This window comes from Frigoribacterium sp. CG_9.8 (assembly GCF_015751965.1).
GTDB lineage: Bacteria > Actinomycetota > Actinomycetes > Actinomycetales > Microbacteriaceae > Lacisediminihabitans.
Genome location: NZ_JADOVH010000001.1, coordinates 982,795 through 998,696, shown reverse-complemented (window position 1 = coordinate 998,696; position 15,902 = coordinate 982,795). Strand labels below are relative to the sequence as shown.

The window sequence follows — 15,902 nt, the reverse complement described above, 5'->3', positions numbered from 1 at the left end:
ACCACTACAGCTCCGACGCCGCCCGAGCTGCGACCTACGACGCGTGGGTGCATAGCTACAATCACCACAGACCCCATACCGGCATCGGCGGCAAATCACCCATCGACCGCGTACACAACGTCAATGGGAAGAACACCTAGGCAACGGACTGTCCCCGATCGGTCAAAATATTTACGCCGTATTCACGCGGCATAGGTGACACGTAAGTCGCTGCACTAATCGCTGCGAAGGGCGCGCCGCTCGGCTTCGATACGCACCAGCTCGACCTGTAGCGCACGATATTTTTCCGGCTCGGCCACGGCATCCGTGCGCTGGGACTGACCGAGAAGCTCGGCCTTGCGCCGCAGTAGGTCGCGGGCGATCAGATCGGTCGTCACCGCCTGGCAGTAGAGGCTGAGCTCGCGGTTCTCGCGCTCTGGCAGTGGGGCGAGCCCGAGCTCCTTCACCAGCATCGCGAATGGGGCCGGCACTTCATCGATTACGCGGGCGAGCCACCCGGCGGAGTCGAAATCGTCCATGCTCGCCATCACGCCGTCGCGTACCACCGAGAGGGAGGGATTCGCAAAATCGACTTGGCTTGCGCGCTCCACCAGCCCGCGGCCGATGAGTGTCGGCTGCTGCAGCATTGCCATGAGTGCGTCCCGCTCCAGTCGGGTCGACGGATCAGTCGGCAGGTGAACGAGAGAGGGACCGAGCTCAACAGCGGGAGTCGATCTCTCCACATCACCGAGGGTGGCGATCTGGCTCGGTATCTCGGGGGTGCGGGCCCGGGCGGCGCTGACCGCACGACCGACTTCGTCAGGGTCGATGCCGAGCCAGCCTGCCAGATTGCGAACATAGCCCACATTGAGTGCCTGGTCGCGGATGCCGGCGACGACCGGTGCGGATGCCCGCAGCGCAGCTACCCGGCCCTCGACGGTGTCGAGATTGTGCCCGGTAAGCACGCGGCGGATCATGAACTCGAACATCGGTTTCTTAGATTGGATGAGGCGTCGAACGGCATCATCGCCCTGCTCGAGTCGCAGGTCACATGGATCGAGGCCGTCGGGGGCGACGGCAACGAAAGTCTGTGCGGCGAAGCGCTGCTCCTCGGTGAAGGCGCGGCTCGCCGCTTTCTGGCCCGCCTCATCCGGATCGAAGGTGAAGACCACCTCGCCGGTGCCTCTCGTGTCGGAGTTCTCCACGTCGCCGAGCACACGGCGCACAACCTTGATGTGGTCGACGCCGAAGGAGGTGCCGCAGGTGGCAACTGCAGTGGTGACGCCGGCGAGGTGACACGCCATCACGTCGGTGTAGCCCTCGACGACGACGACCTGCCTGCCGCGCGAAATGTCCCGCTTGGCAAGATCGAGTCCGTAGAGCACCTGGGACTTGTGATACACGGCCGTCTCGGGAGTGTTGAGGTATTTGGGACCCTGGTCGTCATCCAACAGCTTGCGGGCACCGAAGCCGAGTGTCTGCCCGGTGACATCGCGGATCGGCCAGACCAGCCGCCCGCGGAACCGGTCGTAGGTGCCGCGGTCGCCCTCGCCGACGAGACCGGACGCCACGAGCTCTACTTCGCTGTAGCCCAGCGCCTTGAGGTGTTTCGTCAGCCCGGTCTTCGGCGCGAACCCGACGCCGAAGCGCTGTGCAGCAGACGGGTCGAAGCCGCGCTGACCGAGAAACGCCCGCGCCGGTTCGGCATCGGGGGTGGTGAGCTGAGAGACGAAGTACTCGGCAGCCGCCTGGTTGGCAGCGAGAATGCGGGCCCGGTTGCCGTGGTCGCTGTTGGCCTGGCCACCGTCTTCGTAGTGGAGTTCGTAGCCGACGCGGGCCGCCATCCGCTCCACCGCCTCGGTGAAACTCATGTGATCCATCTTCTGCAGGAAGCTGAAGACATCTCCATCTTCACCGCAGCCGAAGCAGTGGTATCGGCCGACCTGGGGCCGCACGTGAAAGCTCGGGCTGCGCTCGTCGTGAAAGGGGCACAGGCCCTTGAGCGAACCAACGCCCGCACCCTTGAGGGTCACGTAGTCACCAACGATGTCGGCGATATTGATGCGCGAACGCACCTCATCGATATCGTTTCGTCGAATGAGGCCGGGCACCTGACGAGTCTACTTATGCCGGATGACTACCCGACGATGCGCAGGTGCCACGCCATCGCAGACTGGTCGGTGAGCGAGGCCACCTGGTCGACGACGGCGCGTTTGCGTCCGGCATCCGTCGTCGCTGCTCGCCAGTCGGCAGCGAATCCCGGATCGAGGGACACCTCGCCCTTGGCCAGCAGTGTTGTGGCGAGTTGGGTGAGAACCTCGCGCTGCTGGATATAGACGGGCTGGCGGGTGTTCTTCGACATGACGTAGGCAGCGACGATTCCCTTGAGCACGGCAATCTCCGCCCGGATTTCCCGCGGCACGATGATCTCTGCACCGAATCGGATCAGGCTGCCGCCGTCTTGGATGCGCGTAGCTTGCACCGCGGCGGCGGCAAACCGACCGATCAACTGGCTGGTGAGATTTTTGAGACGACCCTGGGCCATCCGACTGCCATCCCACTGATCGATCCAGATGTCGAGGGAATCGAGACGGTCGAAGGCGGCGATGAGCTCGGCGTGGTCGAGTTCGCCACCGATCCAGGCGAACATCGAATCGACGAGCGCGTCGTGGTTGACCCTCGCACCGAGGGCCCTGACGTCGATGTAGCCACTGACCACGGCATCCTCGAAGTCGTGCACCGAGTAGGCGATGTCGTCGGAGAGGTCCATCACCTGCGCCTCGATACACAAGCGACGATCAGGGGCGCCATCCCGAAGCCAGTGGAATGCCTCGACGTCGTCGGCGTAGAACCCGAACTTGGCACGCCCGCTTGGGTCCCCCACCGAGGAGCTCTCGGGCCAGGGATACTTGCAGCTCGCGTCGAGACTCGCGCGGGTGAGGTTCAGACCGTAGGAGCGGCCGTCCGCGCCAAAGACCTTCGGTTCGATGCGGGTAAGCAGGCGAAGGGTCTGGGCGTTGCCTTCGAACCCGCCGATGTCCGCAGCCCAGGCGTTGAGGGCGCGCTCACCATTGTGACCGAAGGGCGGATGCCCGAGATCGTGGGCGAGGCAGGCGGTGTCCACCACATCCGGGTCCAGTCCGAGGCTCGTCGCGAGTTCGCGGCCGACCTGGGCGACCTCGAGCGAGTGAGTGAGTCGGTTTCGGGCGAAGTCGAGTCCGGCCGCCGGGCTCAATACCTGGGTCTTCGCCGCGAGTCTGCGAAGCGCGCTCGAATGCAGAAGGCGGGCACGGTCGCGGGCGAAATCGCTTCGACGGCTCGAGTGCCGCTCGGGATACCACCGTGCGGTGTCGTGTTCCGAGTAGATTTCAGCCACCGCTGTTGTGCATCTCTGCCTCGGCGACCTCGGCGCGCTGGGTGTCCGCAAGCTCGCGACTGTCGAGCCAGCCGGTGGGCAGCGAAGTGCGCTTCGGGGTACCGGCGCGACCGCGTGGGCCCTCAGCATCCGCGCCGGGGTACGGCAGTGCCCAGTCGAGACGACCGAGCAAGTCGTCCATCTGCTGCAGGCTCTCCACGGTTGCGAGGGAAGAGCGGATGTCGCCGCCCACCGGGTAACCCTTGAAGTACCAGCCGATGTGCTTGCGGATGTCGCGGCAGGCGTGATCCTCGTCTCCGTCGAAGAAGTCCACGAGAAGTTCGGTGTGACGGCGAAGCGTCTCGGCGACGGTTCCGAGTGGAGGCTGGGGGATCTGCGGCTCCCCGGCGAACGCCGAGGCGAGTTCACCGAACAGCCACGGCCGCCCGAGGCAACCGCGGCCCACGACGACCCCGTCGCATCCGGTCTCCGCGACCATGCGGATCGCGTCAGCCCCCGACCAGATGTCACCGTTACCGAGAATCGGCACACCGCCGATCGTCTCCTTGAGCTTCGCGATCGCCGACCAGTCGGCGTGACCGCTGTAGAACTCGGAAGCGGTGCGCGCGTGAAGGGCGATACTCGCCACTCCGGCCCCCTCCGCTATGCGGGCAGCCTCGAGATAGGTGAGATGGGCGGAGTCGATGCCCTTGCGCATCTTAATGGTGAGGGGCAACGCCCCTGCAGCCTTCACCGCGCCCTCGACGATGTCCCTGAAGAGGTCGAGCTTCCACGGGAGCGCGGCTCCCCCGCCCTTGCGGGTGACCTTGGGCACCGGGCATCCGAAATTCAGGTCGATATGGTCGGCGTGGTCTTCGGCAACGAGCATGGTCACCGCTTCCGACACCGTTTTCGGGTCGACACCATAGAGCTGGATGCTTCGCGGAGTCTCCGACTCGTGGTGCTTGATGAGCCGCATCGATCCCTCGGTGCGTTCGACCAGGGCACGGCTGGTGATCATCTCGGAGACGTAAAGACCGGCGCCGAATTCACGACACAGTCGACGAAAGGCGGTGTTGGTGATGCCAGCCATCGGAGCAAGCACGACCGGCACCGCAAGTTTCAGCGGTCCGATCTGCAGGCCCTTGTGGGGTGCGGCTGTCGCGGTCATTATTCGATTCTCTCAGGCAATGGTGAATACGACGTGACCACCTCCGCCGCACGCTTATCAGGCACCGCGCAGTGGTCGCCCTCGCATGCGGCGGCCGTCCAGTCGCCGACGAAAGTCGGAGCAATAGAACACCCTGGATGCCGTAGGCCACTGCCTGGGCAACATCGGCCTTCACGTGCGCCCGGGGCCCAACGCCAATGCTGGCGATGCAAGCAGGCGTGGACGTCCCCCGACGTCCGACAACTGGCCAATACAGAACCTATTGGCAGACAGAGCCGTCTTTCGGATCAGACACGCCGGGGATCCGACGCGCCACTGACGGCGGTATCTACGCCCCTACGAGCTGTTCGGCAAGATAGCCAACGACACGATCAAGGGAAACGCGCTCCTGCGCCATCGAATCGCGCTCGCGCACCGTTACCGCGTTGTCCTCCAGGGTCTCGAAGTCGATGGTGACACAGAACGGCGTGCCGATCTCATCCTGGCGGCGGTAGCGGCGACCGATGGCACCCGCGTCGTCGAATTCGATGTTCCAAAACTTGCGCAGGTCCGCCGCAAGAGAGCGGGCAACCGGCGACAACTGTTCATTGCGCGACAGGGGAAGCACTGCGACCTTGACCGGCGACAGGCGGCGGTCGAGACGTAACACGGTGCGTTTGTCCACTCCGCCCTTCGTATTCGGGGCCTCGTCCTCGTGGTACGCGTCGGCGAGAAACGCCATCAGCGCCCGGGTGAGGCCGAAGGCTGGCTCGATTACGAAGGGAATCCAGCGCTCGTTCTTGCCCTGATCGAAGTACGAGAGGTCGACTCCCGAGCCCTCGGAATGGGTTTTCAAGTCGAAATCGGTGCGATTGGCGACACCCATGAGTTCGCCCCACTCGCTGCCCGCAAAACGGAACCGGTACTCGAGGTCAACGGTGCGCTTCGAGTAATGCGACAGCTTCTCTTGTGGATGCTCAAAGCGGCGGATGTTGCCCGGGGTGATACCGAGATCGGCGAACCATGCCTCGCAGGCATCTATCCAGTAGTCGAACCATTCGTCGTCCGTGCCCGGCTCCACGAAGAATTCCATCTCCATTTGCTCGAACTCACGGGTGCGGAAGATGAAGTTTCCGGGGGTGATCTCGTTGCGAAAGCTCTTGCCGACCTGGGCGATACCGAATGGGGGTTTCAGGCGCGAGGTCGCGAGCACGTTGGCAAAATTGGTGAAGATTCCCTGGGCGGTCTCGGGGCGGAGGTAATGCATCCCCTCTTCGTTATCGACCGGCCCGAGGAAGGTCTTGAGCAGGCCGGAGAAGTTCTGCGGCTCGGTCCACGAACCTGCCTGCCCGGTATCGGGGTCTTTGATGTCGGCAAGGCCATTGACCGGCGGATGCCCGTGCTTCTCCTCGTAAGCCTCGAGCAGATGGTCGGCCCGGTAGCGCTTGTGGGTGTGCAGCGACTCCACCAGCGGATCACTGAACACATCCACGTGGCCGGACACCTCCCAGACGCGCCGGGGAAGGATGACCGCAGAGTCCAGCCCCACAACATCGTCACGGCCCTGCACCATGAACTGCCACCACTGGCGCTTGATGTTTTCTTTGAGCGCGGTACCGAGTGGCCCATAGTCCCAGGCGGAGCGTGAACCCCCATAAATCTCTCCCGACTGGAAGACGAATCCTCGACGCTTAGCGAGATTGATGACGGGATCGAGCGGGGAGGCGTTGGCCACAAAGAACTCCAATTGTCAGCCGCGCTGGGTGCGCGGTCGCAGGGCAAGCCCCAATCCTAGTTTGTGCGGCTACTGCCGATCGTGGCCACCGCGCTCTGTAGCTCCCCTGTGACAACGGCCAATTCCGCGGCACCGATTCCCTCGCCGAAACTGAATCGAACAGCGGTCTGAGCGAGCTCCGCCGTGATTCCCAGCGCGAGAAGCACCCCGGAGGGTTCGTCGCTCCCAGCCGCACACGCGGACCCGCTCGAGCAGACGATACCTCGCCGCTCGAGCTCGAGAACGATCGACTCCCCACTGGTTCCGGCAAAGATGAAGGAGGCACTGCCGGGGAGTCGGCTGAGCGTCGAGCCAGTGAGCCGCGCACTTGGAACACTCGCAAGGATGTCGCGGATAAAGACATCGCGGGCCTCGGAGAGACGCGCAGCGTTCGCGGCGCGCGACTGGTCCGCCAGCTCGAGAGCAACCGCGAGACCGAATGCCCCGGCCACATTCTCGGTGCCCGACCGCCGACCCCGCTCCTGCCCGCCGCCATGGATGAGGGGTTCGATCGGAGTGCCGGAGGCGAGGAACATCGCCCCCACTCCCTTTGGCGCGCCGAACTTATGACCGGAGACGCTGAGGGCATCCACTCCGAGCTCGCGCACGTTGAGGCGCAGCGATCCGGGAGCCTGCACCGCATCGGTGTGCATCGCCGCACCGACCGCGCGGGCGGCCCGCGCGATCGCCGCGATGGGCTGCACGGTGCCGATCTCGTTATTGGCATACATGACGCTGACGAGCGTGCTGTCCGGTCGCAGCGCAGCGGCGAGATCGTCGAGGCCGACCAGCCCATCGCGATCCACCCCAAGGCGGGTGATCTCGAATCCGTGGAACCGCTCGAGATAGTCACAGCTCTCGAGCACGGCCGGATGCTCGATGGCGGACGTGACGATGTGGCGACCGCGGGGACGGGCGAGCGCGATTCCCGATACCGCGAGATTTGCCCCCTCCGTGCCCCCCGAGGTGAACACAACCTCTGAGGACCGACACCCGAAAATCACGGCGACCCGGGCACGGGCATCCGCAAGCGCATCGGCGGCGGATGCCCCGAGCTCGTTGTGGCTCGAGGGGTTGCCGAACTCCGCGGTGAGATGAGGCCACATCGCCTCGAGTACCTCGCGACGAACCGCCGTCGTCGCGGCGGAATCGAGGTAGATCACGGCCGGTGGACTCCACTGCCCAGCTCGACTTCGTGTGCCAGCTCGTGCGCCATATAGAGCCCCACATCGAGCCCGAGATCGAGGGAGCGCACGCTGTGTGTGAGTGCCCCGACCGAGATGATGTCGACACCGGTGCGGGCGATCGCCGCGACGGTATCGAGGTTCACCGAACCGCTCGCCTCGATGAGAGCCCGCCCGGCGATTAGGGCGACCCCATCGACGAGCTGCTCGATGCTGAAATTGTCGAGCATGATCGTGTCGACGCCGGCGGCGAGCACCGCCTCGATCTGGTCGAGGCGATCGACCTCCACCTCGAGATGGACAGTGTGCCCCAGTCTGGTGCGCACCTCCCGCAGGGCTTCGGTCAGATCCCGCCCGCCAGCGGTGAGCACCGCGAGGTGGTTGTCCTTCGCCATCACAGCGTCGGACAGCGAGAACCTGTGGTTGGATCCTCCGCCACAGCGCACCGCGTGGCGTTCAAAGGCACGCAGCCCAGGCGTGGTTTTGCGGGTGTCGACAATGCGCGCGGCGGTGCCGACCGTCTCGGCAACGTACCTGGCCGTGAGCGTGGCGATGCCGCTCATCCGCTGCACGAAGTTGAGACCTACCCGTTCGGCCTGCAGCACACCCCCGGCGGGGCCGGTCACCTCGGCAAGCACCGCGCCAGCCTCGAAGAAGGAACCGTCCCCGATAAGACCGCTCACCCGGATGCGCGCATCGGTCAGTGTCATGGCTGCGGAGAAGACCGCTCCCCCGCTGAACACGCCCGATTCGCGTGCGACGAGGCGAGCCGTCGCAGCAGCATCCACCGGGATGAGCGACTCACAGGTGACGTCGCCCCACGGAGCGTCTTCGGCGAGCGCCATCCGCACGACCGGTTCGATCTGGTTATAGGAGAGCATCGCTGGTGTCCTTCGCGAGTTCGGGGTTGAGCAGCTGTTCTGCGGCCTGCTGTGTTGAAAACTGCCGTCCTGTGACCTGAACGGTGGAGTGCCGGGCAAAATGCGGATCCGTCTCCGGATAATCATCGCGATACTGGGCACCCCGCGACTCCCGGCGGGCAAGTGCCGCATCCACCAGCAGGGTTGCGAGCTCGAGCAGGTTGCGGTCCTCGAGGGCGGCGAAGGAGATTCCGGATGGTGCACGCCAGCCCGCAAGGCGAGCACGGGCCGACTCCAACCCCGTCGCAGAGCGGAACAATCCGGCATCGTTCCACAGCAGCGACTGCAGGTCCGCTCGCGCAAATAGCTCGCCAGCAGGTTCGACTTTCTGCGATCGGACAGCGTCTGGCAGAGCTATCTCGGCCGGCCACGGCTGGCCGAGCGCTTCAACTGAGCGCCAGGCGAAGACAAGAGACTCCAGAAGCGAATTGGAGGCGAGCCGGTTGGCCCCGTGCACCCCTGTGCTGGCGACCTCCCCCACCGCGTAGAGCCCGGGAAGGGAGCTTCGCCCCCACAGGTCGGTCTCGATGCCGCCCATCCAGTAGTGGGCAGCCGGAGTGACCGGGATCGGCTCCCGTGACCAGTCGAACCCGTGCGCGAGACAGACTCGCTCGATACCGGGGAAACGCTCGGCGAGAAAGGCAGCACCGAGGCCAGTGGCATCAAGCAACACAGGCGCACCGTCCTGGGCAGCCATCTGGCGGGCGATGCTCCTGGCCACGACGTCCCGGGGCGCGAGCTCGGCATCCGGATGCCAGTCCGCCATGAATCGCCGGCCGGTCGCATCCAGCAGCACCGCGCCCTCACCCCGTACCGCTTCGGACACTAGGAAGTTGCCGGGCACCGCCAGGGAAGTCGGATGGAATTGGTAGAACTCGAGATCGGCAAGACGCGCACCAGCCCGAAAGGCCGCTGCCGCGCCATCTCCAGTGGCAACCGCGGGATTCGTGGTGTGGGAGTAGAGCTGGCCGGCGCCACCGCTCGCCAGGATCACGGCATCCGCTCTCAGCCGCCGTATGTTTCCCACGGCATCGACGGTCTCGACCCCGCGCACGTGCCCGTCAACAACGAGTAGGTCGCGCACGAAGGTGTATTCCAGAATCTGCACGGTCGAGGCCCGAACGGCCCGAACCAGAGCACTCTCGATTTTGGCGCCGGTCGCATCACCACCCGCGTGCAGGATGCGCGCACGGGAATGGGCTGCCTCGTGACCGCGTGCAAGCACTCCGTTCTCACGATCGAACTCGACACCGAGTGCGAGCAGATCCCGAATACGCTCCGGCCCCTCGGCGCAGAGAATTTCGACTGCGTCCCGCAGGTTCAGGCCTGCCCCGGCGACCAGGGTGTCATCAATGTGTGATTCCACGCTGTCATCGGCAAACATCACCGCGGCAATACCACCCTGCGCGTAGCGGGTGTTGCTTTCTCCGAGTTCCGCCTTGGTGACAAGGATCACCGAGCGAGTGCGCGCTGCGCGCAGCGCGGCCACGAGCCCGGCGATACCCGTGCCGACGATGATGACGCCGGTTGTCTGGTCTTCAGCGGTCATGGTCAATCTCCAATCACTTCTGTGGGGGCGACCGGCGCACCGGGCTGGGCTGCAAGCATCCGCTCGAGGGCAATGCGGGCGGGGGTGGCCACCAGCTCTGGCACCGTGATCTGATTGAGCACCTCTCCGCGCACCAGTGCCTCGAGCACCCAGGCGAGGTAGCCGGGGTGGATGCGATACATCGTCGAACACGGGCACACGACCGGGTCGAGGCTGAAGATCGTGTGCTGCGGATACTGCGCCGCCAGCCGATTGACCATATTGATCTCGGTGCCGATGGCGAAGCTGGTCGGCTCGGTCGCCGCAGCGATGGCCTTGCCGATGAAGTCGGTGGAGCCGGCGGCGTCCGCGGCATCCACGACCTCCATCGGGCACTCGGGGTGCACGAGCACACTCACCCCGGGAAACTCGGCGCGCGCAGAGTCGATCTGCCCGACGGTGAAACGCTTGTGCACCGAGCAGAAGCCGTGCCAGAGGATGACGCGGGCATCCGCCAGCGCGGCGTCGCTATTGCCGCCGAGCGGCTTACGCGGATTCCACATCGGCATGCGTTCGAGCGGAACACCCATCGCCTTCGCAGTGTTGCGCCCGAGGTGCTGGTCGGGGAAGAACAGCACCCGCTGGCCACGCTCGAACGCCCACTCGAGCACGGTCGCGGCGTTCGAGGAGGTGCAGACGATGCCGCCGTGGTCTCCGCAGAAACCTTTGAGCGCGGCGGAGGAGTTCATGTAGGTGACCGGGATAACCGGAACACAGCCATGGGCATCCGGTTGCGTACCGTAGAGCTCGGTGAGCTGCTCCCAGCACTCCTCGACCGAGTCGATGTCAGCCATGTCGGCCATCGAGCAACCGGCGGCGAGGTTCGGCAGGATCACCGACTGCCGAGGTCCGGCGAGAATATCGGCGGTCTCAGCCATGAAGTGCACCCCGCAAAAGACGATCGCCTCGGCCGCCGGAGTGGAGCGCGCGGCGTTCGCGAGCTGAAAGGAGTCGCCAATGAAGTCGGCGAACTGCACCACCTCATCCCGCTGGTAAAAGTGTGCGAGCACGACAACGCGGTCGCCGAGGGTGTGCTTCGCAGCGAGTATGCGGTCGGCGAGCTGCTGGTTGGACGCGATGCGATATTCCTCGGGCAGCTGGCCCTGTCGGGGGCTCCCGACCGGGATGACATCACCCATCGATGACCCGGGGCCGTAGCTTGCCGCGGGCTGCTGGTCGAACACCCACGGGCCCTTGGCGAGGTCAGGGCTGCAGACCGCACCCTCGACTGCTCCGGTGCGAATGAGCTGGATGGTGGTGTTGACAGATGCCATGGTGACTCCCTGGTGCGTAGCTGGGAACTGGTGCGTAACTGAGAACTGGTGTGCGAGTGGTTGATGCTGACTGGTTGGTACTGATGCATGGGTTGGTACTGATGCATGGCTAGGGGGAAAGCGGCCCGCGGTCGGTGAGTTCGACCGAGCCGTTGTAGCGATAGAGCCGCGGTGGTCGGTGACGCCCACCGGAGAGGTGTTCACCGGTGGCGATGACCGCGGGCGACGACTCCATCTGGCGGCGAAAATTCGCTGGGTCGAGGGCTCGACGCAGCACGGCTTCATGCACATGCCGCAGTTCGGTGAGGGTGAAGATCTCCCCGAGGAAGGCGTGGGCGATCCTGCTGTATTCGACCTTGGTGCGCAGCCGCCAGAGGGCGTACTCGACGATCGCATTGTGGTCGAACGCGAGCGGCGGCAGGTCATCGGCGGCGAACCAGCGCACGTTCTCCCCCACAGCCGCGAGCTCTGCCTCCTCCGAACGCACCAGCGCCCAGTAGACGATCGAGACCACGCGGTCGCTCGGCGATCGGTCGATCCCACCGAAGGCATAGAGCTGTTCAAGGTAGGTGGGACTGAGCGCTGTCGTGTCGAACAGGTGGCGCCCAGCGGCGCGCTCGATGCCCTCGGTCGGATCGATTGGCCCGCCGGGCAACGCCCATCGCCCGTTAAACGGCTCTCGGATGCGGCGCACCAGAGGGAGTCGAAGGGACGCCGATTCGCCCTCGCTGTCGGCTCTCAGCGCAAAGACCACGGTGGAGACCGCAAGCGAGACGAGAGCTGCGTCCGGTGAGGGCGTGCTGTCATTCATAGTCACTTCGCAATTCCGCTAGTAAGGGTCTTTTAGACTCTAACAGCGGGGACGAAGTGGTTCGGTCGTTTCTCGAGCAATTCGCAGCACACGCATCGCCTGTAGGCAAGGCATCGGCAGCACTTGTTGACATTAAATTGGCGTGCGAACTAGTATGGGATCGATTCCATGGAAACCATTCCATGATCACAACGGGGTGTGTGGTGGTGGATATCACGATCAGGGATGTAGCCGCACTCGCTGGTGTCTCGCCGGCGACCGCGTCCCGTGTCATGTCCGGGCATCCGGCGACATCACCCGCGGCACGGGCTCGGGTGGCTGCAGCTGCCTCCGAGCTTGACTACCATCCCAACGCTCAGGCGCAAGCCCTTCGCAATACCAGAACCGACTCCATCGGCCTGCTGGTACCCGATGTGCGCAACCCGTTCTTCGCCGACCTCGCCCACACTGTCGAACAGGCTGCGCTTGTTGAGGGCTACGTCACTTTGCTTGGCAACGCCAACGAACGCAAGGAGCAGCAGGACCGCTATCTCGACACTCTCATCTCCCGACGCGTGGACGGCATCATCGCGGCACCACTCGGCGACGGGAGCGGCAACATCCGGTCCCTCATCGAGCGCGGCATCCCCACGGTCTTCGTCGACCGCACCATCAGCAGCATCGACGTTCCGAGCGTGACCACCGACAGCGAAGCCGGCATCCGTCAGGCCGTCAAGCACCTGGCAACCCTCGGACACACCCGGATCGGATACATCTCCGGTCCGCAGACGACCTCGACCGGCCGAGACCGTTTCGCCGCTTTCACCAGCGCCATCGCCGACACCGGTCTCAGTCAGGATCCCGAGCTGGTCTATCTCGGCGACTTCCAGTCCGCCAGCGGCTCGGCCGGGGTACACGCACTGCTCGAATTGACCGATCCACCCACCGCGCTGCTGGCGGCGGATAGCCTGATGGCTGTTGGGGCGATTGCGATCCTGCACAAGCGTTCACTGCGCATCGGCACGGACATCGCGATGATCGCCTTCGACGATATCGAGTGGTTCGCCCTGCTCAACCCCGCCCTCAGCGTCATCTCGCACAGTGTCGAAGACATGGGACGGATCGCCGTCGAACTGCTGCTGCGGGTCATCGCTGGCGACAGCCCGGAGTCAGTGGTGCTGCCGAGCGAGCTCATCATCCGGGACTCCTCGTCGTCCTGCATCGCACCGGCGGCTGCGGCTGAGGCGTCTGCTCCGGCTATCCAGAGTGCAGCTATCCAGAGTGCAGCTATCCAGAGTGCGGCTATCCAGAGTGCAGGGGAAAACCGACATGAGTGAACAGCCGCTGATCACCCTCCAGAATGTGGGCAAAACCTTCGGGCCCGTAACGGTCATCAACGACGTCACCGTCAGCGTCTACGCCGGCCAGGTGCAGGTGCTCCTCGGTGAGAACGGTGCAGGCAAGTCCACCCTGATCAAGATGATGGCGGGGGTCTATCAGCCAGACTCCGGCCACATCGTCATCGACGGCAAGACGGTCATCCTGTCCACAACGAGAGCAGCAGAAGAGCACGGCATCGCCACCATTCACCAGGAACTCAACCTCGTGCCGACGATGAGCATCGCCGAAAATGTGATGCTAGGGCGGCTGCCAACCAAATACGGTCTGGTCGACCGACGAGCCCTGCGCGAGCGGGCGCGTGCCGCCCTTGCGCTGATCGATCTCGAGATCGACGTCGACACCCTGGTCGGCGAGCTCGGAATCGCTCAGCAGCAACTGATCGAGATCGCCAAAGCGCTGAGCATCAACGCCCGCATCCTCATCCTTGACGAGCCGACAGCCGCACTGACCGTGCACGAGACCGAAAAACTCTTCACCGTGATGGCTGACTTGCGCCGCAGCGGGGTCGGAATGCTGTTCATCAGTCATCACCTGGATGAAATCGCCGAGATCGGGGACACCGTGACCGTGCTCCGCGACGGGGAATTCATCGCCGAGGTGCCCGCGTCGACCCCGGAAGACGAACTTGTCACCCTCATGGTCGGCCGAAGCATCGCAGACAAGTTTCCGCGGATCACCGGCGAAGTGGGCCCGGCCACCGAGGTCCTCCGGGTGGAGAGCCTGAGCTCGCACGGAAAGTTCAGCGACATCACCTTCACGGTCATGGCTGGCGAGGTGCTCGGCATCGCCGGACTGGTCGGAGCCGGCCGCACGGAACTGATCAGGGCCATCGCCGGCGTAGACCACTATTCCTCAGGCTCCGTTGAGGTTCGCGGACGGGCGCTGCGCGGCGGTGACATCGCGGCGGCGATCGCCGCAGGTATCGGGCATGTGCCTGAGGACCGCAAGGAACTCGGACTGGTGCTCGACGCATCCGTCAACGATAATCTCGGCTACGCCACGCTCGCCTCTACAGCCAGGTTCGGGCTGGTGGACTTCGCCGGCCAGCGCAGCCGGGCCGCGGAAATGGCGAAGAAGCTGCGGATACGCATGCACTCCATCGACCAGCCGATCGGGGCTCTCTCCGGAGGCAACCAGCAGAAGGCGGTCTTCGGCCGCTGGATCATCGCGGCCTCCACTGTGGTACTGCTCGACGAGCCAACCCGCGGAGTCGATGTGGGGGCGAAGGTCGAGATCTACGAGCTGATGAACGCGGTAACGGCGGCCGGGGGCGCAATCGTCATGGTGTCAAGCGAGCTACCCGAAATCCTCGGCATGAGTGACCGCATCCTGGTGATGCGCGATGGCCGGCTCGCCGGTGAGCTCAGCTCGGCCGATGCCACCCAGGACGCAGTCATGACGCTCGCCGCCAGCGATGTCGACGACACGAACGAACGGAATTAGGGAAGCACACCATGTCAACCACCCCACTGCAGGCGAAGCGTCGCGGCTTCGACTATAAAAAATTCCTTGCCAACAACGGTGCCCTCGTGGGTCTCGTCGTTCTCTGCCTCGCCCTGTTCATCGCGACCCCCGACTTCCTCACCGAACAAAACCTGCTCAACATCGGCATCCAGGTCTCGACTGTCGCTGTTCTGGCATTCGGGATGACCTTCGTCATCGTTGCTGGCGGTATCGACCTCTCGGTGGGTGCCGTCGCGGCTCTGTCGGCGATGTCATCCGGTTGGCTCTTTGCCACCGCAGGGATCCCGGGCGGGCTTGCCCTCGTCGGCGGCCTGGTGGTCGGGCTGCTGGCCGGCGCCATCAACGGACTGGCCACCGCCTATGGCAAGCTTCCCTCCTTCATCGCCACCCTTGCCATGCTCAGTGTCGCCAGGGGCCTGACCCTTGTGATCTCCGATGGGCGCCCGATCAAGACCTCCGCGGAGGTCAGCTTTCTCGGAGGCGACCTGGGTGTTGTGCCCATGCCCATCGTGATCCTCGTGCTCGCGGCCCTTGCGGCCTCATTTCTGCTCAACCGCACGGTGATCGGCCGCTCGATGTACGCCGTGGGCGGCAACTCCGAGGCCGCGCGGCTGTCTGGTCTGCCGGTCAAACGGATTCGGGTCACCGTCTTCGCCCTCGCCGGACTCTTCGCTGCGCTCGCCGGACTGCTGTTGGCCGGCCGCCTCGACTCCGCTCAGCCACAGGCGGCATCCGGCTATGAACTCGACGCGATTGCCGCGGTTGTGATCGGCGGCGCGTCTCTCGCGGGCGGCCTCGGCAAAATCTCCGGCACGCTCATCGGTGCGCTCGTGCTCGTCGTCATCCGCAACGGCCTCAACCTGCTCAACGTGACCTCGTTCTGGCAGCAGGTCGTGATCGGCGTCGTGATCGCCCTCGCCGTCGGAGTCGATGTACTACGCCGAAAAACCCGCAGCACCTGAGCGGCTCCACCTTCTGTCCCGGTCTTTTCTTTCCGTTCAATCCCTGCTCCACCCAACCCAA

Annotated in this window: 13 protein-coding genes; 4 read left to right on the top strand and 9 right to left on the bottom strand. The window is 64.7% G+C overall.

The window, feature by feature from the left end; genetic code table 11:
- A partial coding sequence (locus IWX88_RS04915; RefSeq protein ID WP_196827708.1) for an integrase core domain-containing protein occupies positions 1 to 140 on the top strand: 140 nt, incomplete at its 5' end.
- Between the two features lie 75 nt (positions 141 to 215).
- Here the strand turns inward: IWX88_RS04915 and dnaG are convergent.
- The 9 genes from dnaG to IWX88_RS04870 all read right to left on the bottom strand — a co-directional run bounded on the left by dnaG (position 216) and on the right by IWX88_RS04870 (position 12,035).
- Entirely contained in the window at positions 216 to 2,090 is a 1,875-nt protein-coding gene (gene dnaG, locus IWX88_RS04910; protein WP_196827706.1) for a DNA primase, read from the bottom strand.
- A gap of 26 nt (positions 2,091 to 2,116) precedes the next feature.
- Positions 2,117 to 3,355, bottom strand: a complete 1,239-nt coding sequence (locus IWX88_RS04905) for a deoxyguanosinetriphosphate triphosphohydrolase (RefSeq protein WP_370568171.1) — start codon at positions 3,353 to 3,355, stop codon at positions 2,117 to 2,119.
- The gene (gene dusB / locus IWX88_RS04900) at positions 3,348 to 4,505 is read right to left on the bottom strand and encodes a tRNA dihydrouridine synthase DusB (RefSeq protein WP_231368765.1); all 1,158 of its coding nucleotides are present in this window, start codon (positions 4,503 to 4,505) and stop codon (positions 3,348 to 3,350) included. Before dusB ends, IWX88_RS04905 begins: the two co-directional genes overlap by 8 nt.
- 328 nt (positions 4,506 to 4,833) lie before the next feature.
- On the bottom strand, positions 4,834 to 6,219 hold the full coding sequence (locus IWX88_RS04895; protein ID WP_196827702.1) for a glycine--tRNA ligase: 1,386 nt from the start codon (positions 6,217 to 6,219) through the stop codon (positions 4,834 to 4,836).
- A gap of 56 nt (positions 6,220 to 6,275) precedes the next feature.
- The gene (locus tag IWX88_RS04890) at positions 6,276 to 7,421 is read right to left on the bottom strand and encodes a cysteine desulfurase family protein (protein WP_196827700.1); all 1,146 of its coding nucleotides are present in this window, start codon (positions 7,419 to 7,421) and stop codon (positions 6,276 to 6,278) included.
- Complete coding sequence (nadC, locus tag IWX88_RS04885) at positions 7,418 to 8,323, bottom strand: carboxylating nicotinate-nucleotide diphosphorylase (RefSeq protein ID WP_196827698.1); 906 nt, start codon at positions 8,321 to 8,323, stop codon at positions 7,418 to 7,420. Before nadC ends, IWX88_RS04890 begins: the two co-directional genes overlap by 4 nt.
- Positions 8,310 to 9,911, bottom strand: a complete 1,602-nt coding sequence (nadB, locus tag IWX88_RS04880; RefSeq protein ID WP_196827696.1) for an L-aspartate oxidase — start codon at positions 9,909 to 9,911, stop codon at positions 8,310 to 8,312. The genes nadC and nadB overlap by 14 nt, the downstream gene beginning before the upstream one ends.
- Before the next feature lie 2 nt (positions 9,912 to 9,913).
- On the bottom strand, positions 9,914 to 11,224 hold the full coding sequence (gene nadA, locus IWX88_RS04875) for a quinolinate synthase NadA (RefSeq protein ID WP_196827694.1): 1,311 nt from the start codon (positions 11,222 to 11,224) through the stop codon (positions 9,914 to 9,916).
- Between the two features lie 109 nt (positions 11,225 to 11,333).
- The gene (locus IWX88_RS04870) at positions 11,334 to 12,035 is read right to left on the bottom strand and encodes an NUDIX domain-containing protein (protein ID WP_196827692.1); all 702 of its coding nucleotides are present in this window, start codon (positions 12,033 to 12,035) and stop codon (positions 11,334 to 11,336) included.
- Positions 12,036 to 12,217: 182 nt separating this feature from the next.
- On the opposite strand from IWX88_RS04870, the gene IWX88_RS04865 reads away from it, so the two are divergent.
- From IWX88_RS04865 to IWX88_RS04855, 3 genes are read left to right on the top strand one after another with little or no spacing between them, the layout of a single operon-like run.
- On the top strand, positions 12,218 to 13,351 hold the full coding sequence (locus IWX88_RS04865) for a LacI family DNA-binding transcriptional regulator (protein ID WP_231368763.1): 1,134 nt from the start codon (positions 12,218 to 12,220) through the stop codon (positions 13,349 to 13,351).
- Positions 13,344 to 14,858, top strand: coding sequence for a sugar ABC transporter ATP-binding protein (locus tag IWX88_RS04860; RefSeq protein ID WP_196827690.1), 1,515 nt, complete (start codon positions 13,344 to 13,346; stop codon positions 14,856 to 14,858). The genes IWX88_RS04865 and IWX88_RS04860 overlap by 8 nt, the downstream gene beginning before the upstream one ends.
- Before the next feature lie 11 nt (positions 14,859 to 14,869).
- Positions 14,870 to 15,841: an ABC transporter permease gene (locus IWX88_RS04855; RefSeq protein ID WP_196827688.1), complete on the top strand. Its 972-nt coding sequence runs from the start codon at positions 14,870 to 14,872 to the stop codon at positions 15,839 to 15,841.
- Positions 15,842 to 15,902: the final 61 nt, after the last annotated feature.

Excerpts from the sequence above, each read along its gene's own strand:
- IWX88_RS04870 (WP_196827692.1), bottom strand. The coding sequence starts at position 12,035 with ATGAATGACAGCACGCCCTCACCGGACGCAGCTCTCGTCTCGCTTGCG.
- IWX88_RS04855 (WP_196827688.1), top strand. The coding sequence starts at position 14,870 with ATGTCAACCACCCCACTGCAGGCGAAGCGTCGCGGCTTCGACTATAAA.
- IWX88_RS04865 (WP_231368763.1), top strand. The coding sequence starts at position 12,218 with ATGATCACAACGGGGTGTGTGGTGGTGGATATCACGATCAGGGATGTA.
- nadC (WP_196827698.1), bottom strand. The coding sequence starts at position 8,323 with ATGCTCTCCTATAACCAGATCGAACCGGTCGTGCGGATGGCGCTCGCC.
- nadA (WP_196827694.1), bottom strand. The coding sequence starts at position 11,224 with ATGGCATCTGTCAACACCACCATCCAGCTCATTCGCACCGGAGCAGTC.
- nadB (WP_196827696.1), bottom strand. The coding sequence starts at position 9,911 with ATGACCGCTGAAGACCAGACAACCGGCGTCATCATCGTCGGCACGGGT.
- IWX88_RS04860 (WP_196827690.1), top strand. The coding sequence starts at position 13,344 with ATGAGTGAACAGCCGCTGATCACCCTCCAGAATGTGGGCAAAACCTTC.
- dusB (WP_231368765.1), bottom strand. The coding sequence starts at position 4,505 with ATGACCGCGACAGCCGCACCCCACAAGGGCCTGCAGATCGGACCGCTG.